Genomic DNA, 25,154 nt, shown 5'->3' with positions numbered 1-25,154 from the left:
TTCACCTTGCCACAACTACCAATTGAAACTGTTATCTCAGATCTGTTAACTCATGTCGAAAAGAGTGACCAAATCATCCTTAAAGCTCAACCGGGTGCAGGGAAATCAACCTATTTTCCACTTCAGCTGATTAAACATAAGGTGATTAAAGGTAAAATAATCATGTTGGAACCTAGACGTCTTGCGGCAAGAAATATCGCTTATTTCTTAGCAAGGCAGCTTGGTGAGAAGGTAGGGGAACAAGTCGGATTTCGTGTAAAAGGTGAAACAAAGGTAGGCGCGAATACCAAACTTGAAATAGTGACCGAAGGGGTTATGACTCGCATGCTTCAGTCTGACCCAGAGCTTTCAGGTGTCGATCTACTAATATTTGACGAATTTCATGAAAGAAGTATCCATGCTGACACCTCTCTTGCTTTTGCACTAGAGGTGCAAGAGGCGTTGAGGGATGACCTTAAAATTGTCGTGATGTCGGCAACGCTAGATCAACAGGCGTTACAGAGCCTCCTTCCTCGAGCTGCGTATATTGAATCTGACGGCAGAGGTTTTCCAATTCACTATCGCTACTCGCCACTGCGTGTCAACGAGCGCTTGATTCCGAGTATGATCAAAGTCATTTTGCAGGCAGTGCGAAATGAACAAGGTTCCATTTTAGTTTTTCTTCCAAGTGTTGGGGCCATTAAGCAGTTAGCGTTAGGGCTTGGAAAACTGGATGAAAAAACGCAGGTCTACCCTCTTTACGGGCGATTAACCTTTCAGGAGCAAGAGCAGGCAATTGCTCCTAGTCCCAAAGGACACCGGAAAATTGTGCTCGCGACGAATATTGCCGAAACATCCTTAACAATTGAAGGTATCCGTATCGTTATCGACTCAGGGCTCGAGAGAGTGGCTAAGTTTGATTTAAGGACTGGGGTTACGAAATTAGAAGAGGCTAAAATTGCACAATCTTCTGCTATACAAAGAGCGGGAAGAGCCGGCCGCCTTGAAGATGGCGTCTGTATTCGTTTATATAGTGAAGATCAATTCAAACAGTTTGCTTTAGTACCAGAACCAGAGATACGGCATAGTGATCTCTCGCCGCTATGCTTAGAGTTAATCCAATGGGGAACCGTCAAGGCAGATGAACTTCATTGGCTAGATACGCCTTTGACATCAAGCCTAGAACAAGGCTTTACGTTACTTGAAAAGTTAGGACTAGTGTCCGTTGCACGACAGTTAACATCACTTGGTAAATCTGCCCAAAAACTCGGAATTGACCCCAGACTTGCTGCGATGCTAGTTAAAATACGCCAAATGAATGAGGCTTTGTTGCCTACGGCATTGGCTTTGATACCGATTGTAGAAGAGTCCACACAGGTGCATGTAGATATCGCTCAGTTACTGTATGCGCTAAAGCATAAAAAAAATAGATCGCAAAGTGTCATTGAACACAGAGCAAGGCAATTAGCTGAAAAAATGGGTACTAGTTTCTCACTACGTTGTATAAAAGAAGAGGAAGCTGGGCTTTGCCTAGCTCTGGCGTATCCAGATCGAATTGCTCAACAGAGAAAAGGACAGGATGGACAGTTTTTGTTGGCTAATGGACATGGAGCCTCTATTGATGATTTGGAATCTTTGTCTACAAACGAGTATGTTGTTGCCGTTAACCTAATGCGAAGCTGGCAGGATACGAGCAGGGTATTTGTAGCCGCAAATTTAAACATAGACGAATTACATCAATTTTATCCATCCATCTTCGATTCTATTGAATGTATAGATTGGGATGAGAATAAAGGGCTGCTTGTCGCCGAAAAGCAATTGAAACTAGGAAAGTTGATCATTAAAAAAGAAGCACTTCCGAAACCTAATGCAGAAAAAATGACACAAGCTCTACTTAATTTTGTTCGTCGAAAAGGAATTTCGTGTTTGAATTGGACACCGGCTAGTTTGGCTCTCTTAGAACGAATGCGTTGCGGTTCAGATTGGTTCAGTGAGAAATCGTGGCCGGACCTAACTGAACATGGCTTAGTCGAGCATTTGGAAAAATGGATAGAGCCATTCATGGTAGGTAAAGTGAGCGTAAAGAGCCTTGAACGGATAGACCTCTCTCAGGCCTTACTGGCTTATCTTGGTTGGCCTTTGAATAAAGAGATTGATGGTTTATTGCCGATGTACTATCAGGTTCCAACAGGGAGCAATAAGAAAATAATTTATAAAGTAGGAGCAGAACCCATGGTCTCGGTTCGTATGCAGGAAGTGTTTGGTGAGAAAACATCACCACTTATTGCTGATGGGCGAAAACGGATAGTATTGGAATTACTGTCGCCGGCCCACCGCCCACTACAGATAACAGCAGATTTGGCTGGTTTTTGGATGGGAAGTTACAAAGAGGTGCAAAAAGAGATGAAGGGAAGATACCCTAAACACCCTTGGCCTGACGATCCTGCTAATCATATTGCGACAACAAAAACTAAACGACAGTTGAAGTCATGATAAATAAGAAAGAAACAGCTCCGAAAAAAACATTAACGACGAAAAAAGTCGCACCGAAAAAGAAGGCGCCGACTAAGGTGCCTGTAGCGAAAAAATCGTCAAGTAAACGAGCCACCAAAGGAAAACCAACCAAACGAGGTTGGTTAAGAAATTTGTGGAGCTTAGCATGGAAGGTATCGGTTGCTGGTGGCGCAATCATTATGTTTGTCGGCATCTACTTTGATTCTGTAGTAAAAGAGCGCTTCGAAGGACAACTTTTTGATCTGCCTACGGTTGTTTATGCTCGTGTTTTACACTTGTCTCCTGGAATGGAATTTAGCATTAAAGAGATGAAACAAGAGTTGGATGCGTTAGCTTATAAAAAGGTTCGAAACCCTAGGCATGCGGGGGAGTACTCTGCATCATCAACAAAAGTAGAAATGATTCGTCGCCCGTTTGATTTTGAAGACGGCCCTCAGCCAGATAGGCACGTGATGCTTCATTTTGACAATTTGGGGCTTAATCGAATTCAATCATTAGAGCAAAAGGGTGACCTTGGTTTTTTACGTATAGAACCGAAGATGCTTGGAATGTTAGAGAAAGAGGTGAGTGAAACTCGTCTCTATTTGAAACGCAATCAGTTTCCAGAATTTTTAGTTGATGCACTATTAACAACAGAGGATAGAGATTTTTATCAACACGATGGTGTATCGCCGACCTCTATTTTACGCGCCTTAGTGGCAAATGTTAAAGCTGGGCGAACAGTTCAGGGCGGGAGCACGTTAACCCAACAGTTAGCCAAAAACCTTTTTTTAACAAGAGAGAAAACGATTTGGCGGAAGGTTCGTGAAGCGTATATTGCGTTAATTCTTGATTACCGTTATGACAAAGATAGGATATTGGAAGCGTACCTAAATGAGGTTTATCTAGGACAAAGTGGCGGGCTGGCAGTACACGGTTTTGGTTTGGCATCTCGTCTTTATTTTGGTGTTCCGGTACAAGAGCTCAGATATGACCAGCTTGCTCTCCTTGTTGGCATGGTAAAAGGCCCATCTTACTATAATCCAATAAAAAATCCTGAGCGTGCTAAAAAGCGAAGAGACCTTGTTTTGAGACTGATGATGCAACAGGATTATGTGACTGCTGGTCAATATAATCAAGCTGTTAGCCGTGATTTAGATATCCAAGACAATCCTAGAATAGCAAGTCGACAACCCGCTTATTTTCAACAACTCAAGAACGAATTAGCGAAAAAACTGGGAGGAGAATTTACTACATTTGCAGGGTTGACCTTATTTACTACCTTAGACCCTGTTTCTCAAACTATGTTAGAGAAAGCGATTGAGAGAAAACTACCAGACTTGGAAAAGAAGAATGGAGTAGGACTTGAGGCTGCTGCTATTGCCGTTGACAGAAAAACCGGTGAAATTAGAGCAATGGTGGGAGGAAAAAGGACCGGTTATGACGGTTTTAATCGAGTGTTAAATGCGAGTCGACAAATTGGTTCCCTCGTAAAACCGGCGGTGTATTTAACCGCGTTATCTTACCCAGATGAATATACTCTTGCGACCACCTTAAAAGATGAGCCAATACAACTGAAAGGCAGCAAAGGAACGGTATGGAAACCGAAAAATTTTGATAACAAATTTCGGGGTTCAGTCCCGCTCTATCAGGCCATGGCTAAATCGATTAATATTCCAACAGTGAGGCTGGGGCTTAAGTTAGGCATTCCTAAGGTGACCGATACCTTGGAAGCGTTAGGCGTTGATAGGAAAGAGATCCGGCCCGTACCTTCTATGTTTTTAGGTTCATTTTCTCTGACGCCTTATCAGGTCGCTCAGATGTACCAAACAATAACAAATTCTGGTCAGCGAGCACCGCTTAGTGCTTTGCGAGTAGTAAAAGATCTGAATGATGAGATACATTATCAGTCAATGCCAAGGAAACAGGTTACCGTTGATGAACAAGCCGCATGGTTAACAACCTATGTCATGAAGAAGGCCGTATTAGAAGGTACCGGAAGGTACCTACAGAATCAGTTTAGTTGGGCAGGTCTAGCTGGAAAAACGGGCACAAGCAATGATAGTAGGGACAGTTGGTTTGTGGGTGTTGATGGCCGAGAAGTTGTGACTTTATGGGTAGGAAGGGACGATAATAAACCCACAAAACTGACGGGTTCTACTGGTGCGTTACGAGTGTATAACGAGTATTTATCTTTCAGAATACCACAACGATTGCAGCTACCTTGGCCAAAAGGAGTGACGACAATGGGCTATGCTAAGCAGAAAAATGGCGGTCTAAAATTAGAGTGTGGGAATGAGTTCAAACTGCCCGTGTGGGATGCAAGTGGTACATTGAAAAAATCGTGTGAGAACTCCCCGACACAGTGGTTAAAGAATCTTTTTGATTAACAATGGGATGCTTTATAGTCATTCTATTATCTGTTTAATTTTTCCGATATGTAAAAGGATTTGATGTGGAAAATGTACGCCTGTTTTGTTGTTCAATAATCGTTACTGTGATGAGTTCGGTGTTCTCACCGTTGGCATTGGCGAAAGGTGAGAGTACGCCAGCATTAAACGAGGGCACCACAGATAAAGATAAACGCCCTATAATTGCTGTTGTTTTAGCCGGAGGTGGAGCGAAAGGCGCAGCACACATCGGTGTACTTAAAGCACTGGAAGAAATGCACATACCAGTAGATATTATTACTGGTACGAGTATGGGAGCGTATGTTGGTGGGCTCTACGCGACAGGCATGAGTGCTGATGAGATCGAATCACTTATCTATTCAACTGAGTGGAATAGCGGCTATCGAGATAGAGTTGATAGAAGTGAAAGGAGAGTCATAGAAAAAATCCATGAAGATCATTATCAGATTAATGCCGACCTAGGTGTTGGTTTTGGAGAGTTTCGCTCCCCAAAAGGTGTTGTCCAAGGCCAAGGAATGATGGAGATACTGCGAGAAACCTCCGGTAATCTGCCTAAATTTGACTCTTTTGATCAACTGCCTCTTAGGTATCGTGCCGTGGCAACCGATATCGTTGAACTAGAAGAAGTGGTCATCGATAAAGGTTTATTAACCGATGCAATGATGGCAAGCATGTCCGTTCCTGGGGCGTTACCTCCCTACGAAATAGATGGAAGATTACTCGTTGATGGAGGAGTGACGAACAACATGCCTGTAGCTCTTGCGAAAGCGATGGGCGCAGATATAGTTATTGCCGTCGATATAAGCAGCGAATATTACAATGAAGACGAGATAGAAAATTTTGTTGCAGTTGGAGGCCAACTTTCAAATTACCTTGTCCGCCGAACAACGGATGAACAGATAAAATTATTGACCGAGCAAGACACATTGTTAAGCCCTTCTGTTGGTAACATGGATACGATGGAATTTGATAAAATGCCGGAGGCTTATATCCGAGGTTATGACGTTGCCTTCAAAGAAAAAGAAAAATTATCCCGTTATTCAATAACAACGTCTCAGTACCAAAACTATATTGACGAAAAAGAAGAGGCTAGACGAACGCTGACTTATGGTGATGAACTGATTATTGATCGTATTACGCTTAATAATAATTCACATTATGATGATCGTTTGGTTCTCAACAGACTTGGTATTCAAACGGGTGAAAGGATACCAACAGAAGTAATGGAGAAAAAAGTTCGTAATCTTTATGCTCTAGACCGATTTGAAACAGTTACCTACCATTTTGAAACAGATAACGATGAAACCAATTTAATTGTTGATATAAAAGAGAAAGGGTGGGGTCCAAATTATATGAATTTCCGCTTTTTCTTAGAAGAAGATTTCACTTCCGATAGTCAATATTCTCTTGGTGTGTCGACCAATTTTACTGGTTTGAACAGCGCGGGTGCCGAGTTAAAGCTTAATTTGGACTTGGGAACAGATAGAAGAATCGCTTTGGTATGGACATCTCCGTTTCTGTTTAATCCTAATATAATAAGCTTGGCCAGCGTTACGTATAGTAAAGATAAAAAAAACACACCCGTCGAGGGGTTTGGATCGGGCAGTTCTTTAGATATTACAGAGAACTCACTATCGACGACTTATACTGATTTGACGCTTGAAGCCGCTTTAGGGTATCAGCCTAAATTTTGGCATTCTACCTATGTTGGCTTTCGGTATATAGATGGTGAAGCCAACCTAACCACATTGCCTGTTTTTGGTGACGTTAGTTACACTCGCCAAGGCCCTTTTGCTCGTTTTCGACTGGATACATTGGATGATTATAGTCTACCCACTTCAGGTTTTCTTGTTGATTTAGAATACTTCATCTCTGATGACAGCGTACGTGGACGCTCCATAACGGACACTAGCGGAGGTGACGAGATCGAATACAGTAATGATACGGTTCATGAGATTTCAACCAAAGTACGTGGTGCTTTTAGTATTGATAAGCACACCTTTGTTGCAGGTCTTGAATATGGTCTGGTTGAGGATAAAACGGGCAATAATCCACCTATACAGCCTAAAGAACTCGGTGGTTTTTTACGACTGTCTGGTGTTTCTAGAGACAGTTTAGTAGGGGAGAACCTACTCTTTGGAAGTATCGTTTATCGATATAAATGGTTTGAGAATGATTTCGGCTTATTTACGGCGCCTGTCTACTTTGGTGCATCTCTAGAATATGGTGGAGTGTGGTCAGATACCGACATTTCTATTTCTGATGCGCCCTTGTATACAGCAGGATCTGTGTTTGCTGGTGTTGCGTCCCCAATAGGACCAATTGTGTTTGCATATGGTTTGACAGAAGATAATTACCAGTCGTATTACTTGATTGTTGGTCATACATATTGATGTTGTATTACCTTTTATAGTTTAAAGTTTGTTAATGATTTTTAGTAGAACTTTAGTCGTAAGTTGCTATGTTGGTCAAATTGATTAGATTTTAATTTTTCGTTAAATTTGCTATTCTCTACGCACAGTTTGGCCATTGCCACTGTTGATATTTTGGAACAAATCAACAATAAAAATGGTGGTAAGCCATATTTCCAAGGATGTTTGTTTTTTATATACAAACCGTAATGAGAGGAAGAAGTCGTGCTTGAAGCCTATCGTAAACACGTCGAAGAGCGTGCTGCTGAGGGAGTTGTCGCTCAACCCCTAAATGCTGAACAAGTTACTGCACTAGTAGAACTTGTAAAGAACCCACCAAAGGGTGAAGAATCCATTATTCTTGATCTTTTTGAAAACAGAATTCCACCAGGTGTAGATGAAGCCGCTTATGTAAAAGCGGGTTTCTTAACGGCACTTGCTAAAAGAGAAGTATCTTCCTCGTTAATAAGCAAAGAAAAAGCCACTGAACTGCTTGGAACAATGCAAGGCGGTTATAACATTGATTCACTTATCGGATTTCTAGACGATGACGGTTTGGCTCCAATTGCCGCGAAAGCACTTTCGCATACTTTGCTAATGTTTGATTCATTCTATGATGTTGAAGAAAAAGCAAAATCAGGAAATGAGTACGCTAAACAGGTACTTACTTCTTGGGCTGAAGCTGAATGGTTTGTATCAAAACCTAAACTACAAGAGAAAATCACCTTAACGGTATTTAAAGTAACAGGTGAAACGAATACGGATGACCTTTCACCAGCCCCCGACGCATGGTCTCGTCCTGATATACCACTTCATGCATTAGCGATGCTAAAAAATGCGCGTGAAGGAATAGTTCCCGATGCTGCAGGGACCATTGGTCCTATTAAGCAGATCGAAGCTCTAAAAGAAAAAGGTCATCAATTAGTCTATGTTGGTGATGTTGTGGGTACCGGGTCTTCACGTAAGTCGGCAACCAATTCTGTACTTTGGTTCATGGGCGATGATATTCCTAATGTTCCGAATAAGAAAGCAGGCGGTTATTGCCTTGGTGGTAAAATTGCACCAATCTTCTTTAACACAATGGAAGATGCTGGTGCACTACCAATTGAAGTCGATGTCTCCAAGCTTAATATGGGTGATGTCATCGACGTTTATCCATTCGAAGGTCAGGTGAAGAGCCATGAAAGTGGCGAAGTTTTAGCTGAATTTGAATTGAAAACGGACGTGTTAATCGATGAAGTTCGTGCCGGTGGCCGTATCCCACTTATCATCGGCCGCGGACTAACAGATCGTGCTCGTGTCTCGCTAGGCCTTGATACTTCAGACGTATTCCGCCGACCTGTAGAGGTTGTGGACACAGGTAAAGGTTATTCGTTAGCTCAGAAAATGGTTGGTAAAGCGTGCGGTGTAGATGGTGTTCGTCCTGGGACGTATTGTGAGCCTAAGATGACAACGGTTGGATCGCAAGATACGACAGGTCCTATGACTCGTGATGAACTCAAAGACTTGGCGTGTTTAGGCTTCTCAGCTGATTTAGTGATGCAATCATTCTGTCATACATCTGCGTATCCAAAACCGATTGATGTGAATACGCATCATACGTTACCAGATTTTATTATGAATCGTGCAGGTGTCTCTTTACGCCCTGGAGACGGTGTAATTCACTCATGGTTAAACCGGATGTTGCTGCCTGATACTGTCGGTACTGGCGGTGATTCTCATACACGTTTCCCTCTAGGTATCTCTTTTCCTGCAGGTTCTGGTTTGGTTGCGTTTGCTGCCGCGACGGGTGTTATGCCGTTAGATATGCCTGAATCTATTTTGGTGCGTTTTAAAGGTGAAATGCAGCCAGGAATCACATTGCGTGATTTGGTTCATGCTATCCCTTATTACGGAATTAAGCAGGGTCTATTGACGGTTGAGAAAGCAGGTAAGATCAATGAGTTCTCAGGCCGAGTGCTAGAAATTGAAGGTGTTGAACATCTTTCGGTCGAACAAGCATTTGAATTGTCTGATGCTTCCGCAGAGCGTTCAGCTGCTGGTTGTACGGTTAAATTGTCCAAAGAATCGATTTCTGAATATCTCAGTTCGAACATTATTATGCTTAAGTGGATGATTTCCGAAGGCTATGGTGATCGTCGCACGATAGAGCGCCGTATTAAATCGATGGAAGAGTGGGTCGCGAACCCTGAGTTGATGGAAGCGGATAGTGATGCAGAATATACGCATGTAATAGAGATTGACCTTGCGGACATTAGTGAGCCTATTCTTTGTGCTCCGAATGATCCGGATGATGCTCGTGTGTTATCAGACGTACAAGGCACAGAGATTGACGAAGTCTTTATTGGCTCATGCATGACTAACATTGGTCACTTCCGTGCTGCTGGTAAGCTCTTGGACAATTATACGGGGCAACTTGATACTCGGCTATGGATTGCACCACCGACTAAGATGGATAAAGACCAACTTACGGAAGAAGGGTACTATGGTATTTTTGGTCGAGCAGGGGTGCGTATTGAAACGCCGGGTTGTTCACTGTGTATGGGTAACCAAGCACGTGTAGCGGATAACGCAACCGTTATGTCTACGTCTACTCGTAACTTCCCTAACCGTTTAGGCACTGGAGCAAACGTCTACTTAGCTTCCGCCGAACTTGCCGCTGTGGGGGCTATTTTAGGTAAAATTCCGACTAAGGATGAGTATCTGGAATATGCTAAACAACTCGATGCTACAGCATCAGATACCTACCGTTACCTGAACTTCCACAAAATGGGTCAGTATACGAAAAAAGCGGATACGGTGATTTTCCAAGAACCAGCTTAGAAAACTCGCTGATTTAGCTAAGAAAAGCCCGCTCATTTGAGCGGGCTTTTTAATGTGATGCTAGTTCTAAAAATGTATGCATAACTTGACGGAATGCTTACATGTGCTATGTCTTAATAATGAGACAGTAAATTGTAGCGAATGTCTTGATAATGTAGGGACTGGCTTAGCGGTTCGAATGTTGAACCCTTTGTTTGAATGTAATTCTCATAAAACAATAAGGGATTTTTGATGGGAACTCAATTCCGTATGGATTCTGTCCCCGGCTCACTCGTAGTGGTAAGCGGTAAGCACGAACCTTGGTTATCTGTATTAGAACAAGCTGGTTGGCAATGTCAAAGATGTGGCGACTTACGTAAGGCCGATACACTTTTACATGAAATCGGACCTTGTATTGGTATTGTCGACTTAAGTCAGGATGAATTCAGCTTAAATGGCATTGCCAACTTAGTGAGCAGTCACAAGCACGTTCGTTGGATTGCTTTTATTAGAGAGTCGCAAATTGGTTCTGACACTATTTGTCAGTTCATCGTTAACTTCTGTATTGATTTTTTTACCTCTCCTATTCCAGATGCTCAACTTATGAACACGATAGGGCACCAATTAGGGATGCTTAAATTAGAGAAAAAAGTATGGCCTAATTTTGGTAGCACTAAAGATATGGGGATTTCCGGTGAATCAGTATCGATTAAGCGTCTGAGAGAGCAAGTGAGGCGAATCGGTTCCACGGATGTCAGTATTCTTATCTACGGTGAAAATGGTTCAGGTAAAGAGAGCGTAGCAAAAGCGATACATAATATGTCGGCACGTTCTAAAGAATCATTCATTACGGTTAACTGTGGTGCGCTTTCAGAAGCAAGAATGCAGGAAGAAATATTTGGTATTGGCGCGGAGGAAGGCGTGGAATGTTTCTTAGAAAAGGCAAATGAAGGTACGCTTTTTCTTAATGACATCTTAACGTTACCACGCTCGCAGCAGCGTAATCTTTTGCGCTTTATGCAAGAAGGTAAGATAGACACTGTCGACGGTAATAAACAACTTAACGTAAGAATATTGGCGGCATATAGCTCTGATATTGAAAAAGCTTTGGTCGATAAAGATTTCAATGACGAGCTGTATCATTATATTAATGTCTTAAGGATTAACGTTCCTAGTCTTAAAGAAAGATCAGGAGACATTGGCATTTTAGCTAAGCAGTTTTTGCAGGAGTATTCCAAAGAGTACAACGCGCAGGCAAAAGACTTTTCAGACGAAGCGGTTAAGGCGATGACTCAATATCATTGGCCTGGAAATGTAAGAGAGCTTATGAATCAGATAAAACGCGCTGTGTTGATGTCTGACAGCGATATTATCGAATTACCACAACTGGATTTACCTCAGATATCAAATGGAAAACGTAGTCTGAAAATTATTCGCGAGAATGCAGAAAAAGATGCCTTGATATATGTTCTAGAGTCGCATGATGGGCAGGTATCACCTGCTGCAAAAGAGCTAGGAGTATCGAGAGCGACTATGTACAGATTACTCAATAAACATAACCTGATAACCGAAGCAATGTAGTTTTTATCCTTCGTAAAAAATGGCGCACTTAGATGCGCTTTTTTTATTTCATTTATACGCATAACCAAAGGATAGTGCTTACGCGAGTAGCATTTACATACATCACCTTCATGTGAATGACACAGAGATTTTTAGAGCAGTATTTTGCTCTGAATACTCATGGTTATACAGTGTAATAAGTTGCTATGATTTCTATAAGTCGTTAAAATTTAGATGTTTTAGTTATATTTTATAATTTAATTAAATAAGGGGTTGAAGAAACAAACAATTTGGTTACAATTTCACCGTGAATTGAAGTTCACACATTTCTTAATTGGATTAATTAGTTAGATAGGAGGCGCGATATGAAACAGTTAAAACGAATTCATTTTTGTTGCGCTTCTGTGATCTTAAAAACGCAAACCATGTCAGCAACTCATGCGGCTGATTTGCGAATAGATCTATCTGATAACTAACTAGTCCGTAAACCTTATAAGGCTGCGGAAAGATAGCAGCTAAATAGGGAACCTTTCAAATATTCCCCTTTAAGACGTTATTTTTCCCAGCAGACATACTGGAGAAAAAATATGAGTCGTTCTATTTATTTACACCTTGCTGTTCTTCTTGTTAAAGCCGATCTGAAAAGAGAAGAAAGAGTATGGAAACGAAAGCTACGCCGTTCTGTATATGATATCCCTTGGGAGAGTGCACACCTATTAAAGGATATCGGTCTTGAAACGGACGGTCGTACTATTGGTTACAGTCAACCTCGCCATGTCATCGTTGAACGTCGTATCCGTCATCTTCGTCGCGTACACCGTTCTCGAATTGTCACGTAGAGGTTGGGGGGAGCTCTAGCTTTTGGTAGGCTTCCCCCGTTCCAATTTTCAAATGTACGTAAGAATAACTAATGTAGAGAAACGTTTTTTGATTGCTTATGTTCAGATGCCAGTACTACTTTAGTCCTAAGCATTATCTCTATTAGTTAAACCAATGTACCTATCGATTTAATAATACATGAGCGAACAAGTGCTTATGTTAATTTGTCTTGATAGGCATGAATCGCATCTTTGTTATCAGTGTATTGAATGTTAAAAATAATTAATTTCCATATTATTCAATAGGATGAATAATATGGAGTCAATGTCATCGCGTGGCTTTAGCGATGCAAATTCATATGATTTTTGAGTGGTCAGTGTTGATGACGGTGTTATATAACAATTGTTTTTTGATACTGTTTTATTGAATATATTGAACAGGTTTCACCTTGGAAAAATAAGAATGATTAGAAAATGTTGCAGTCTAGTCTAAGCTTAGTATGAATAAAGGAGGATCCTATGCAAAAGATTCAGCTCGAACACTGGTTACATGCCGATCATTCTGGGAAACATATTGCACCAAAATTGTATGTCATTGGTTGTGAAGATCTGTCAAATTATCTACTTGCGGTGGAATACAAGCATAAATTGGAACCCGTTCACAAAGATGGAGAACCGATGCATTTTTCATCTCTTGAGCAAGTTAAGGATGTTCTTTCACGATTAGGTGTGGAGTCTATCTATTTACGTTTGCACAACACAGATGATGAATGCAGTGCCATTGGTGACTCTATTCCTTATCATGATATAGAAATGTCCTTGCAGACACATTAGAAATTGGTATCGACTACATTGATCTTCGTTTTATCGAATACATTGTATCTAACGAATTGGTCTCCGTAAGGACGTTAACACACGCGAAACATAAGTTTCGCTTGCATACCTAATGAGCTAGTCTTATCTTTCTGATTTGGCTAGTTCTTTTTTAGCCTTTGAGATAGTAAGATCAAGCAGTAGTTGGCCATGATTTTTTGTCGAATAAATGATCGATAATTGAGGACGTTAGAATGATTTCAAAATGGGCACAGCGTTTTTTTCAAATGGCTGAGTTAGTGGGTTCATGGAGTAAAGATCCTTCCACACAAGTTGGTGCGGTAATTACTGAAAAAAATCGCATCGTATCCGTTGGTTTTAATGGCTATCCGCATGGTGTTTCAGATAGTGCCAGTACTGATGATCGTGATATGAAATACCTTAAAACTCTCCATGCGGAAGAAAATGCGATTTTGTTTGCTAAGCGGGATCTCGATGGCTGTGAAATTTGGGTGACACATTTTCCGTGTCCAAATTGTGCGGCGAAGATTATTCAGACTGGTATTGCTAGCGTACATTGTCCTGAACAAACAGAAGATTTTCTCTCTCGTTGGGAAGATAAAATCAACGTTAGCCAAGATATGTTTTTGCAAGCAGGTGTAAAGGTAGATTGGTTACCAATTTCAGAAATTAAGTAGTCGATTGACGTTTGATAGCGGCATTAAGAAAAGTGCCGCTTCAATATTTTATGAGTGAACTGAGTTCTTAAGTAAAAGCCTCTTGGCGTCGTTTTTATTGGCTTTCCTGTTGCGCCATACGCTTGTGTTAGGACTCGACTATTGGCTGCTTTGGGTCTTAACTGCAAAACCTCTCCATGTCTCGCCGTTATCTGCTCTACTTGGCCTAAAACGATCATCTCCATTAACTCTTCCCAATCTAGTTGAAGTTGATCTTGTTCTTCTTTGTTCGGTGACCATAAGATCGGCGATCCTACCTTACGATCCGCTAACGGTATTTCGCGTTCACCTTCAATCGGGATCCAAAGTACTTTGGATAGTTTTTGTCGTACATGACTTGTCTGCCAAGTTAAACCATGTACACCGACGAGTGGTGCGACACATACAAAGGTCGTTTCTAGTGGTTTTCCTGTGTAACTAATAGGAATGCTCTTAAGCTCTATTCCTAGATCCAAGAAATCTTGTTGTGGTTTGCTTCCTGCTGTAGCACCCAGGTGCCATTCAAGTAATTGACCAACCCAACCTTTGTCGCGTTTTAAATCTGGAGGAACGGTCATATTCGCATCTTCTGCGAGCTCAAGAAATGAAAGTCCTGCAATATCTAACGCTCTTTGCAAGAGCTCCGCCTCGGTTTTTGGTTCTGGTTTCATTATTGACCACTAGACTAAAAAAGTTATTGTAACAAACTCCAGAGAAAGAACGGAGTATCTATGAGGATCTATGCCTTTTATTTGAGATGAATCCTAGTTATCCACAGGCTTGTCAGAAAAAACGCAATATTAATTGTAACTGGATCAATTAACAGTGGTTTTGGTCGGATTTTGGAGTTGATATTATCGTCAAATAATGAAAGTTAGGATCAATGATGTGGATAAGAACCCCTGTGGTTGATCTTTAACCGATCAAAAAAAGATGAAGATCTTTAGCCATTTTTTGCGACAGTTGATCCTTTGGTACTTATGTAACTTGTTGTTAAATTATGATTTCTTTTAATTATTCTTGTGAAGCGTTTTTTATCCTTGTGTAATGAATGAGCAAGTGGATTTAGTTCACTGGAATTCTTCACAAACTTATTCACAGAAAAAGTGAATAAATTGGTTAGGTGTCATTAGATAGTGTTGATAACTAGTATATTGGCTAGAGTTTATTCAAAAGTGAGTGTTGGCTAATAAATATTACCTAAACTTACACTGTAAGTTTGCGACATCTAGGGATATGTGAAAAAATCATGCCAACGAGAATTTTCTAGAGGTTGGCCAGTGATCGATGGCGATGGTTACCGCTTAAATGTGGGAATCGTGATTTGTAACAACCATGGTCAGGTATTCTGGGCTAAACGATACGGGCAACATTCTTGGCAGTTTCCTCAAGGGGGAATTGATGACGGAGAAACTCCTGAGCAAGCGATGTTCAGAGAGCTATACGAAGAAGTTGGTCTTACTAAACAGGATGTAAAAATAGTAGCAACAAGCCGTCATTGGTTAAGGTATCGCCTACCAAAGCGCCTTGTTCGTTGGGATTCTAAACCTGTTTGTATCGGGCAAAAACAGAAATGGTTTTTACTGCGCATGATTAGCGATGAGTCGCAAGTCAATATGCAACGTGGTAATACCCCTGAGTTTGATGGTTGGCGTTGGGTTAGTTTTTGGTACCCTGTTAGGCAAGTTGTTTCATTCAAACGTGATGTCTATAGGCGTGCGATGAAAGAATTTGCTTCTTTAGCTATGCCTTTTAAGGAGCGAAAGTCGAAAGGTAAACGTAAAAACCGTAGAGGATAGCAATGCTAACTCAGCTGAGGGATATAGTTGAAAAGGTTATAAGGCTTGATGATGTTCATCAAGCTTTGAACCTTTTGGTTAAAGAAACGTGTATTGCGATGCAAACAGACTGCTGTACTGTTTATTTGGCTAATGATCAGCAGCAGCGGCTTGAGTTAATGGCAACTCAAGGTCTGCAATTGCAAGGTCATTCTATTCATATAGATTACTCTGAGGCACTTGTGGGACTGGTGCGTCGCAGTGCCGAACCGCTAAATCTAGCGGAAGCCTCAAAACATCCAAATTATAAATTTTTTCCTCAATTAGGTGAGCAGGTTTACCATTCATTTCTTGGTACGCCAATCATTCACCGAAAACAAGTCTTAGGCGTTTTAGTCATTCAGCAAAAATCGCCTCGATTGTTTAGTGAAATCGAAGAGTCATTTTTGATGACACTTGCCGCACAGGTAGCAGTTATCGTTGCTCATGCCCAAACGAAGGGCCATTGGTTGCTTGCGGAACAAAAGACAATAAGCATCTCTGGTATTGCGGCTTCTCCAGGTGTCGCTGTAGGTCCATTCTGGTGGGACAATACCCAACCTGAACTCTCAAACGTTTTACCCGCTTCTGCTGTAAATACCGAACAAGAACATGAATGGTTAATGTTGGCGATCGAGAATGCAATTACCGATTTTCGGCGAATGCGCAAAAAATTCGATGGCGAGTTAAATAAAGATGCATTGGCGATTTTTGACTTATTCACTCACTTGTTAAATGACCCAATGTTGCGTGCAGACCTTAAAGCGCAGATAAACAAAGGTGATAGAGCTGATTGGGCGTTGAGACAAGTCGTGGAGACTTATTCACATCGATTTGCTCAAATGAGTGATGTGTATATGCGCGAAAGAGCTCAGGATATTAAAGAGCTAGGGCAAAGGTTGCTTTATTTTCTACACAATTCTGAATCTGGTCAAATCGTTCTAAAAAAGCCCGTTATTCTAGTTGTTAGAGAGCTTACAGCATCAATATTGGCAGGCGTGCCTAAGGAACAATTGTTAGCGGTTATTTCATTAGAAGGTGCCGCTAATTCGCACGCTGCTATTCTGTCTCGAGCATTAGGTGTCCCTGCCATAATGGGTGCTAATTTATCACCAGAAGCTATCCATGGTCGTATGGGTGTTGTTGATGGGTACAGCGGTAAGATCTTGGTTGAGCCCAACGATCAGTTATTACAAGAATACCGGTCATTACAAGGTGAAGAATTTGAGCTTTCTCAAATGGTTGAGGGAGAACTTAGTCAAGATGCCTGCACTAATGATGGAACAAAGATTGAAGTATTGTTAAATGCAGGTCTGAGTGCCGATACAAATATAGCCATTAATAAAGGTGTTGATGGTGTCGGTCTTTACAGGACAGAAATTCAATTTTTATTACAGCATCGATTCCCTTCAGAGGATGAGCAGGCTCAACAATATAGATGTGTCCTAAAGGCGTATATCAACAAAAAGGTGGTAATGCGAACTTTGGATATTGGCGGAGATAAGCCACTGCCATACCTTCCTATAGAAGAAGATAATCCATTTCTTGGTTGGAGGGGCATACGTTTTACGTTAGATCACCCAGATATATTTATTATTCAGTTAAGGGCAATGTTGCGGGCGAGCATTAGTTTGGATAATTTACGTATATTATTACCCATGGTGTCTAGCTGCCAGGAGTTAGACGAAGCGTTAAAACTTATCGATCAGGCGTTTACTGAAGTTAAGCAATTTGAGCCCAAAGTCGCTAAACCTGAGATAGGTATCATGGTTGAAGTTCCATCTATGATCTATTTACTGCCGATGGTTGCGGATAAAGTTGATTTTGTTTCTGTAGGGAGTAATGATCTTACTCAATATTTGCTGGCGGTAGATCGTAATAACTCTCGCGTTTCTGATATTTATGAATCTATCCACCCCGCCGTTATCATGGCATTGAAGCAAATACTTGATACGTGTAATCAATACAATATCCCGGTGAGCTTATGCGGTGAGTTGGCTGGCGATCCTGTTGGTGCATTGTTGCTTGTTGGTTTAGGATATCGTTCGTTAAGCATGAATACTTCAAATGTGGCCCGGGTAAAATATCTATTGAGACAAACAAGCGCAGCAGAATTAAAATCATTTTCTGACAAAGCTTTGACTAAGCGCTATAGCAAAGATACATATACTATGATGTTGAAATATTTAGAAAACAAGAATCTCGCAGGTTTTACTCGCGCAGGAAAGCAATAAACGTTCTTTTGGTCTTAAGGGTGTCTTTGCTGTATTTTTGCGTGATGTTGCGGGTAAAATGTTGTTATCCGCATAGCCAGCTATGCAATTAAGGAAGTAAATTATTATGGCTCAAGGCTTTATTGAGTTTCCACAGATTGATCCTATCCTCGTGTCTCTTGGACCTGTTTCGGTTCGTTGGTATGGATTGATGTATTTATTTGGGTTTATGTTCGCTATTTGGTTGGCAAATAGAAGAGCGGATCAACCCAATAGCGGATGGACAAGAGAACAGGTTTCGGACTTACTATTTGCCGGTTTTTTAGGTGTAGTGGTAGGAGGTAGAATCGGCTACGTGTTGTTTTATCATTTTGATCTGTTTTTGGATGACCCACTGTATTTATTTAAAGTCTGGACAGGTGGTATGTCATTCCATGGTGGATTGATTGGTGTTATATCCGCAATGGGATGGTATGGATATCGGAACCGTCGTACATTTTTCAGTATTGCAGACTTTGTCGCTCCGCTGGTTCCTTTTGGCTTGGGGTTGGGTCGACTCGGTAACTTTATGAATGATGAACTCTGGGGGCGTGTTACTGATGTTTCTTGGGGGGTTCTTTTTCCTAGCGGTGGTTATTTACCAAGACACCCGTCGCAGCTTTATGAAGCCTTTCTAGAAGGTGTTGTACTCTTTGTAATATTGAATGTATTTATTCGAAAATCTCGACCAGCCGGAGCGGTATCGGGGTTATTCTTAATTGGTTATGGTTCGTTTCGCTTTATTGTCGAGTATTTCCGAGAACCCGATGAGCATTTAGGGTTATTTGGTAATTTTGTGTCTATGGGACAAATACTCTCTTCTCCAATGATTATAATTGGTATTTTGATGATGATTTGGGCGTACAAAACAGATAGTCGTATACAAACGGTTAAAGGTAAATAAGTGAAGCAGTATTTAGATTTGTGCCAACGTATTGTTGACGAAGGGGTTTGGATTGAAAATAGTCGAACAGGTAAGCGTTGCCTGACGGTTATTAATGCGGATTTAACCTATGATGTAGGTAATAACCAACTTCCCCTTGTGACAACTCGAAAGAGTTTTTGGAAAGCCGCTGTTGCAGAGCTACTTGGTTATATTCGAGGCTATGATAATGCGGAAGATTTTCGTCATTTGGGCGCCAAAACTTGGGATGCGAATGCAAACTTAAATGAGGCTTGGCTGCAGAACCCATATCGTAAAGGTGACGATGATATGGGCAGAGTATATGGTGTTCAAGGGCGTAGGTGGGCTAAACCAGACGGTGGTTTTGTCGATCAACTAAAAAAAATTGTTGATGATTTAACGAACGGTAATGATGATCGAGGCGAAATCTTAAATTTTTATAATCCTGGTGAATTTCACATGGGTTGTTTAAGGCCTTGTATGTACAGTCATCACTTTTCATTGCTAGGTGATACCTTGTATTTGAATAGCACTCAACGCTCATGTGATGTGCCATTGGGGCTTAATTTCAATATGGTTCAGGTACATGTATTTTTGGCTATTATGGCTCAGATTACCGGTAAAAAAGCGGGATTGGCCTATCATAAGATAGTTAATGGTCATATCTATGAAGATCAATTAGAACTGATGAGAGACGTTCAATTAAAAAGGGAGCCTCTTGTTGCACCACAACTGAAAATAAACCCTAAGATTCAATCTCTAGAAGACTTGGAGACTTGGGTCACATTAGATGATTTTGAAGTGATTGGCTACGAAAGTCATGATGCGATTAAGTACCCGTTTTCGGTATAGTCTCGACCCTATGAAGACATTAATTAAAAATCCCCAGCATCCAAGATGGCTGGGGATTTTTTACTTCTGCGAACCTTTATATCAATCTGGAAAACTGACGGAACATGAACTTACTTAGCTTGCTGTTCGTTCTACGTTTTAGAGTTCGCTAATTTAAGTCAGCTTAAGATCACATTAAGTCGTTAAAGCGAGAATGGCACCTGGCATTACAATGAATACAGCAATTAAATAGATAGCGACGACGGATTTATTTTTCATTGCCATATCTGAAATAATATCTGCGCCTTTAAGTGGTAATTCACGTAAGAATGGAATACCAAATATAAATACAGTTGCGAGGATATTAAAGGTTAAATGAACCAGTGCAATTTGTAACGCAAATACGGCATATTCCCCCGTTACAGCAGTTGCAGCAAGTAAAGCCGTGATACAAGTACCTATGTTAGCACCTAAGGTGAATGGGTAGATATCTCTTACTTTGAGTACGCCTGTACCTACGAGTGGCACCATCAAGCTTGTTGTCGTAGACGAAGACTGCACCAAAACGGTAACAATGGAACCTGATACGATACCGTGTATTGGACCTTTACCTATCGCGCTTTGAAGAATGTCTTTTGCACGACCAACCATCAGTTTCTTCATTAATTTGCCCATCACAGTGATCGCTAGGAAAACGGTGGTGATACCTAGGGCAATAAGAATGATACCAGCAATACTGTCACTAAATGCACCTAGAGGCTCTTTGAGCGCTGATATGACAGGTTTAGTGATAGGTTTAACAAAGTTAAATCCTTTTATACTCATATCGCCAGTGGCAAGCATAGGAGAAATTAACCAATGGGATATTTTTTCTAACATACCAAACATCATTTCGATTGGTAGGAATATCAGCACCGCAAGCAAATTAAAGAAATCGTGAACAGTGGCACTGGCAAAGGCACGTTTAAATTCAACTTTGCAACGCATATGTCCTAGGCTGACTAAGGTATTGGTTACAGTGGTCCCTATATTGGCACCCATGATCATTGGAATAGCGGTTTCAACAGGTAAACCACCTGCTACCAAACCCACAATGATAGACGTGACAGTACTAGATGATTGGATGAGAGCCGTTGCGACTAAACCTATCATTAGACCAGCTACGGGGTGAGAAGCGAATTCAAAGAGTGTCTTAGCTTGCTCGCCAGTAGCAAGTTTGAAGCCACCACCTACCATTGAAACAGCAAGCAGAAGTAAATAAAGCATGAATACCAAGTTCGCCCAACGCATCAAATTCTTAATAGAGCTTTGTCGCGGTGTAGCGCTCGTTGTCGCTTGGTTCATTTTTTTCTCCAGGACCATATTTAAGTCAGTTTACTTATCTGATCGGAATAGTAGAGAATGAATATTTCAATAATATTACACTTTTATAAAATTGATGATTTAGTTTAGTGTCGTTTTAGGGGGGGGTGTATGGTCTGAAAAAATCTCTATCTATATGAAAATTAATAGATAAAATGTTTTAACCTTAATGTTTTCTTGTAAGGTTAACCTACAAATTGACAAAAAAGTGCACATCGCACCAAATTTACTGTCATCTTCGATATATAAAACTTCGGAAAAACCAGTCATTATCAGGATTTAGTTCGGATATAACGAAAATTAGGTTTAACACAGCGTATCAAGTAAGCTAGGTCAAAAGAATTCTGGAATTTACCATGTCACATTTGAATTATAACCATCTCTACTATTTTTGGATGGTGTGCAAGCAAGGTTCTGTATCTAAAGCCGCTGATGCTTTGTTTTTGACCCCTCAAACGGTCACAGGGCAGATAAAAGCACTCGAAGATAGGGTAGGTGGAAAGCTCACAAAGCGAAATGGTCGAAATGTTCAACCAACAGAACTTGGTCAGTTAATATATAAGTATTCTGACAGAATGTTTGGACTAAGCTATGAGATGCTCGATATTGTAAACTACAGTCAACGATCAAATGTATTGTTTGATGTTGGTGTAGCGGATGCCCTTTCCAAGCGTCTAGTGAGTAAAGTTCTCATGACAACAATCCCCGAAGATAACAGTATTCATCTGCGTTGTTTTGAGTCAACCCATGAGCTTTTACTCGAACAATTGTCACAACATAAATTGGATATGATTCTTTCAGACTGCCCAGTTGATTCAACTCAAAGTCCCGGCCTTTACAGTAAAAAATTGGGTGAGTGTTCGTTGAGTTTTTTTTGTTATGGCAGAATTGACGATATCGATTTTCCAGCTGTTTTAGAAGAGAGAAAAATTCTGGTACCAGGCAGTCGTACGTCAATGGGACGAAAGGTGTCTCAATGGTTTGATCAGCAGGGTATTAGGGCAAATATTTTAGGTGAGTTTGATGATGTAGCATTGATGAAAGCCTTTGCTCAGTCTCATAAAGATGTCATTTTTCTCGCACCAAACCTTTATCTTTCTGAAATACTTGAAGAGTCACCACTCCAATTAATTGCAAACGTGCACGACCTCAAAGAAGAGTATTACGTAATATTTGCAGAAAGAATGATTCAACACCCTGCGGTAAAGAATGTTTGTGATGCAGATTTTAGTAATTTGTTTGACTAAATTAGCGTTTTCTTGTGTAGATACTTGCCGAAAGCGTCATATAGCGGTAGTTTGTATCGCTATTATTGGAAAAAAACAGTGACATTACAAGAATAGACGAGTTAACCAATGACATTCCTAGCTAGTTTAAGTTTGATGGAGATTGCGAAATGAACCTACAGGATATGGAAAAAAATTCTGCTCAAGCCGTTGCTTTATTGAAAGCGATGGCGAACGAAAGAAGGTTACAAATCCTTTGTATATTGCATGATCAGGAATTATCTGTAGGTGAACTGTGTACAAAACTAAGCCTCAGTCAATCTGCTTTGTCTCAACACTTAGCATGGTTAAGACGGGATGGGCTTGTTTCGACAAGAAAAGAAGCACAGACAGTATACTATTCGCTATATAGTCGCGAAGTAAAAGAGATGATTCGCTTGCTTCATTCTTTGTATTGCGGATCTTGAGCTTATAATTCTCAAATTACAGATATAAAAAAACCGGCAATCGCCGGTTTTTTTTATCTTAAATCAAATCTTTAAAAACCCTAGGGTTAATTAAAGCGCTTTGATTGCAGAAGCGAAACGAGACTTATGACGCGCAGCTTTATTCTTATGAATAACGCCTTTATTCGCCATACGGTCTAGAATTGGTGAAACTACTGCTAATGCAGTTGTTGCAGCTTCTTTATCGCCAGCTTCAATAGCGGCGATTGTTTTTTTCATGTAAGTGCGCATCATAGAACGACGACTAGCATTATGCTGACGACGTTTCTCAGCTTGGATAGCGCGCTTCTTAGCAGATTTACTGTTTGCCAAGGGTCTAACTCCCAGAAACTTAGTTTGGTGACAATTTAAGGCGGAGGAATATGCCTCTTTATCGCCAATATGTCAAATGATTTGTGCAAAAACCCAGCTAATCCACACAATTTTTGGAATAGTTAGGTTAACGCGGTTAAGATGGCGGGATTCTAACAGTATTTCTATGCCAATGCCATTAAATAAACCAACCAATATGGATGGTTGTGAGAATCTGGTGTATAACGTCCCTAATTATCTATATAAAAGAGGTGTTTGTGAGCAAGCGACTCCTAAAGTCAGGCTTAATTGTCAGTGCGATGACGCTTATTTCACGTGTGTTGGGTTTAGTCCGTGATGTGGTTGTCGCGAATCTAATAGGCGCAGGGGCAAGTGCGGATGTATTCTTCTTTGCCAACAAAATTCCGAATTTTTTAAGGCGTCTATTTGCTGAAGGTGCATTTTCTCAGGCATTTGTTCCCGTATTAACCGAATACCAAGCGCTTGGTGATAAAGATAAAACGCAAGAACTGATCGCAAAGGTATCGGGTACATTAGGCGTGTTAGTCACGATAGTGACTTTGTTTGGCGTAGTAGGCTCTGGCGTTGTAACCGCTCTTTTTGGCGCAGGTTGGTACATTGATTGGCTTAACGATGGTCCTTCGGCACACAAGTTTGAACTTGCCAGTTTGATGTTGAAGATTACCTTCCCCTATCTGTGGTTTATTACTTTTGTTGCACTTTCAGGGGCAATATTAAATACCTTAGGGAAGTTCGCCGTATCGTCTTTCACTCCTGTATTTCTCAATGTGATGATTATTGGTTCTGCCCTATTTATCTCACCAAACTTAGCACAACCGGAAATCGGTCTCGCCATTGGGGTGTTTTTGGGAGGAGCAGTTCAATTTATTTTTCAAATTCCATTCTTGATGAAGGAGAAAATGTTAGTGAAACCGCAGTGGGGCTGGAGTGACCCGGGTGTGGTTAAGATTCGCACCTTGATGATTCCTGCTTTATTTGGTGTTTCTGTTAGTCAAATTAATCTTTTGTTGGACACGTTTATTGCCAGTTTTTTAGGGACAGGTTCTATTAGTTGGCTCTATTACTCTGATCGTCTTTTAGAGTTTCCTCTGGGTTTGTTCGGTATTGCAATTGCAACGGTTATTCTTCCTGCGCTTTCGCGAAATCATGTTGACGCTCATAGCATCGGTTTTAAAAATACGATGGACTGGGGTGTTCGCATGGTTGTGTTGTTAGGCCTTCCAGCAATGCTCGGATTAATGTTGTTAGCTAAGCCTATGTTAATGGTGCTTTTTATGCGTGGAGAGTTTTCCGTATATGATGTTCAGCAAGCCTCATTGTCTCTGTTTGCCTATGCATCTGGCTTGCTCAATTTCATGCTTATTAAGGTACTCGCTCCAGGGTATTATTCGCGACAAGATACTAGAACGCCTGTGAAATATGGCATCATTGCGATGGTGTCAAATATGGTCTTCAATGCTATTTTTGCCTATTTTTATGGCTATGTAGGTTTGGCGATGGCAACCGCTCTGTCTGCATTTGTAAATATGGCGTTACTGTATCGTGGTTTGCACATAGCCGATGTGTACAGATGTTCTAAGCAAACTATGATGTTTGTATTACGTTTAGTTGTCGCGGGAGTAGTGATGGTCTATGCCCTCCGTTGGCAGTTACCCGATATGACTTTATGGCTTGATTGGTCATTAATGGAACGAGTGTTGGTACTCGCGGCATTGATCGGGGCTGGGGGGATAACGTACCTACTTACGGCAGTGATATTGGGTGTACGTATGAGCCAATTATCACCCGTTAAATAGTTGTTTTTTTCTTTAAAAGGCAAGCAGCTAAGAATATTCTTGGATATTAAGGGAATTGTGTTACGTTGCTTAGCTATAAAAGCAGTTACGGACAAAGGATGTTTGGTATATAATCCGTCGGTTT

18 protein-coding genes are annotated in these 25,154 nt (G+C 40.9%); 15 read left to right on the top strand and 3 right to left on the bottom strand.

Going from position 1 to position 25,154, the window contains the following annotated elements; genetic code table 11:
* Positions 1-6 precede the first annotated feature (6 nt).
* The 8 genes from hrpB (at position 7) to L3V77_RS14210 (ending at position 13,985) form a co-directional block, all read left to right on the top strand.
* Complete coding sequence (hrpB, locus tag L3V77_RS14245) at positions 7-2,472, top strand: ATP-dependent helicase HrpB (protein WP_275134731.1); 2,466 nt, start codon at positions 7-9, stop codon at positions 2,470-2,472.
* Positions 2,469-4,862 (top strand): penicillin-binding protein 1B, encoded by a 2,394-nt coding sequence (mrcB, locus tag L3V77_RS14240; RefSeq protein ID WP_275134730.1) that lies wholly within the window; start codon positions 2,469-2,471, stop codon positions 4,860-4,862. Before hrpB ends, mrcB begins: the two co-directional genes overlap by 4 nt.
* A 110-nt stretch (positions 4,863-4,972) precedes the next feature.
* Positions 4,973-7,276, top strand: a complete 2,304-nt coding sequence (locus L3V77_RS14235) for a patatin-like phospholipase family protein (RefSeq protein ID WP_275136783.1) — start codon at positions 4,973-4,975, stop codon at positions 7,274-7,276.
* A 243-nt stretch (positions 7,277-7,519) separates the two neighbouring features.
* Positions 7,520-10,117 (top strand): bifunctional aconitate hydratase 2/2-methylisocitrate dehydratase, encoded by a 2,598-nt coding sequence (gene acnB / locus L3V77_RS14230; RefSeq protein WP_275134729.1) that lies wholly within the window; start codon positions 7,520-7,522, stop codon positions 10,115-10,117.
* Positions 10,118-10,348: 231 nt separating this feature from the next.
* The gene (locus L3V77_RS14225; protein ID WP_275134728.1) at positions 10,349-11,677 is read left to right on the top strand and encodes a sigma-54 dependent transcriptional regulator; all 1,329 of its coding nucleotides are present in this window, start codon (positions 10,349-10,351) and stop codon (positions 11,675-11,677) included.
* A 566-nt stretch (positions 11,678-12,243) separates the two neighbouring features.
* Positions 12,244-12,495, top strand: a complete 252-nt coding sequence (locus L3V77_RS14220) for a hypothetical protein (protein ID WP_275134727.1) — start codon at positions 12,244-12,246, stop codon at positions 12,493-12,495.
* Positions 12,496-12,993: 498 nt separating this feature from the next.
* Positions 12,994-13,308: a DUF6482 family protein gene (locus tag L3V77_RS14215; RefSeq protein ID WP_275134726.1), complete on the top strand. Its 315-nt coding sequence runs from the start codon at positions 12,994-12,996 to the stop codon at positions 13,306-13,308.
* Positions 13,309-13,541: 233 nt separating this feature from the next.
* On the top strand, positions 13,542-13,985 hold the full coding sequence (locus L3V77_RS14210; protein WP_195704239.1) for a cytidine/deoxycytidylate deaminase family protein: 444 nt from the start codon (positions 13,542-13,544) through the stop codon (positions 13,983-13,985).
* A gap of 23 nt (positions 13,986-14,008) precedes the next feature.
* On the opposite strand, the gene mutH is transcribed toward L3V77_RS14210, so the two are convergent.
* A complete protein-coding gene (mutH, locus tag L3V77_RS14205; protein WP_275134725.1) occupies positions 14,009-14,674 on the bottom strand; it encodes a DNA mismatch repair endonuclease MutH in 666 nt (221 codons plus the stop codon).
* 609 nt (positions 14,675-15,283) lie between these two features.
* Between mutH and rppH the strand changes: the two genes are divergently transcribed.
* The 4 genes from rppH (at position 15,284) to L3V77_RS14185 (ending at position 19,828) form a co-directional block, all read left to right on the top strand.
* On the top strand, positions 15,284-15,802 hold the full coding sequence (gene rppH / locus L3V77_RS14200) for an RNA pyrophosphohydrolase (RefSeq protein WP_275136782.1): 519 nt from the start codon (positions 15,284-15,286) through the stop codon (positions 15,800-15,802).
* Between the two features lie 2 nt (positions 15,803-15,804).
* A complete protein-coding gene (ptsP, locus tag L3V77_RS14195) occupies positions 15,805-18,054 on the top strand; it encodes a phosphoenolpyruvate--protein phosphotransferase (protein ID WP_275134724.1) in 2,250 nt (749 codons plus the stop codon).
* Between the two features lie 106 nt (positions 18,055-18,160).
* Positions 18,161-18,976: a prolipoprotein diacylglyceryl transferase gene (lgt, locus tag L3V77_RS14190; RefSeq protein WP_195704236.1), complete on the top strand. Its 816-nt coding sequence runs from the start codon at positions 18,161-18,163 to the stop codon at positions 18,974-18,976.
* Positions 18,977-19,828, top strand: a complete 852-nt coding sequence (locus tag L3V77_RS14185; protein WP_275134723.1) for a thymidylate synthase — start codon at positions 18,977-18,979, stop codon at positions 19,826-19,828. It begins immediately after the preceding gene.
* Between the two features lie 174 nt (positions 19,829-20,002).
* Here the strand turns inward: L3V77_RS14185 and L3V77_RS14180 are convergent, their stop codons facing one another.
* A complete protein-coding gene (locus L3V77_RS14180) occupies positions 20,003-21,169 on the bottom strand; it encodes a Na/Pi symporter (protein WP_331275667.1) in 1,167 nt (388 codons plus the stop codon).
* A 356-nt stretch (positions 21,170-21,525) separates the two neighbouring features.
* Between L3V77_RS14180 and nhaR the strand changes: the two genes are divergently transcribed.
* Together nhaR and L3V77_RS14170 are read left to right on the top strand one after the other, a co-directional pair.
* Complete coding sequence (nhaR, locus tag L3V77_RS14175) at positions 21,526-22,416, top strand: transcriptional activator NhaR (protein ID WP_275134722.1); 891 nt, start codon at positions 21,526-21,528, stop codon at positions 22,414-22,416.
* A 149-nt stretch (positions 22,417-22,565) separates the two neighbouring features.
* Positions 22,566-22,862 (top strand): metalloregulator ArsR/SmtB family transcription factor, encoded by a 297-nt coding sequence (locus tag L3V77_RS14170; protein ID WP_195704232.1) that lies wholly within the window; start codon positions 22,566-22,568, stop codon positions 22,860-22,862.
* 90 nt (positions 22,863-22,952) lie between these two features.
* On the opposite strand, the gene rpsT is transcribed toward L3V77_RS14170, so the two are convergent.
* The gene (gene rpsT, locus L3V77_RS14165) at positions 22,953-23,213 is read right to left on the bottom strand and encodes a 30S ribosomal protein S20 (RefSeq protein ID WP_195704231.1); all 261 of its coding nucleotides are present in this window, start codon (positions 23,211-23,213) and stop codon (positions 22,953-22,955) included.
* A gap of 257 nt (positions 23,214-23,470) precedes the next feature.
* Between rpsT and murJ the strand changes: the two genes are divergently transcribed.
* A complete protein-coding gene (gene murJ, locus L3V77_RS14160) occupies positions 23,471-25,030 on the top strand; it encodes a murein biosynthesis integral membrane protein MurJ (protein ID WP_342752038.1) in 1,560 nt (519 codons plus the stop codon).
* Positions 25,031-25,154 lie beyond the last annotated feature (124 nt).

The sequence above is a fragment of the Vibrio sp. DW001 genome, assembly GCF_029016285.1.
Classification (GTDB): domain Bacteria; phylum Pseudomonadota; class Gammaproteobacteria; order Enterobacterales; family Vibrionaceae; genus Vibrio.
Note: the sequence above shows the minus strand (reverse complement) of the source record. Positions and strands in the feature narration are given on the sequence as shown.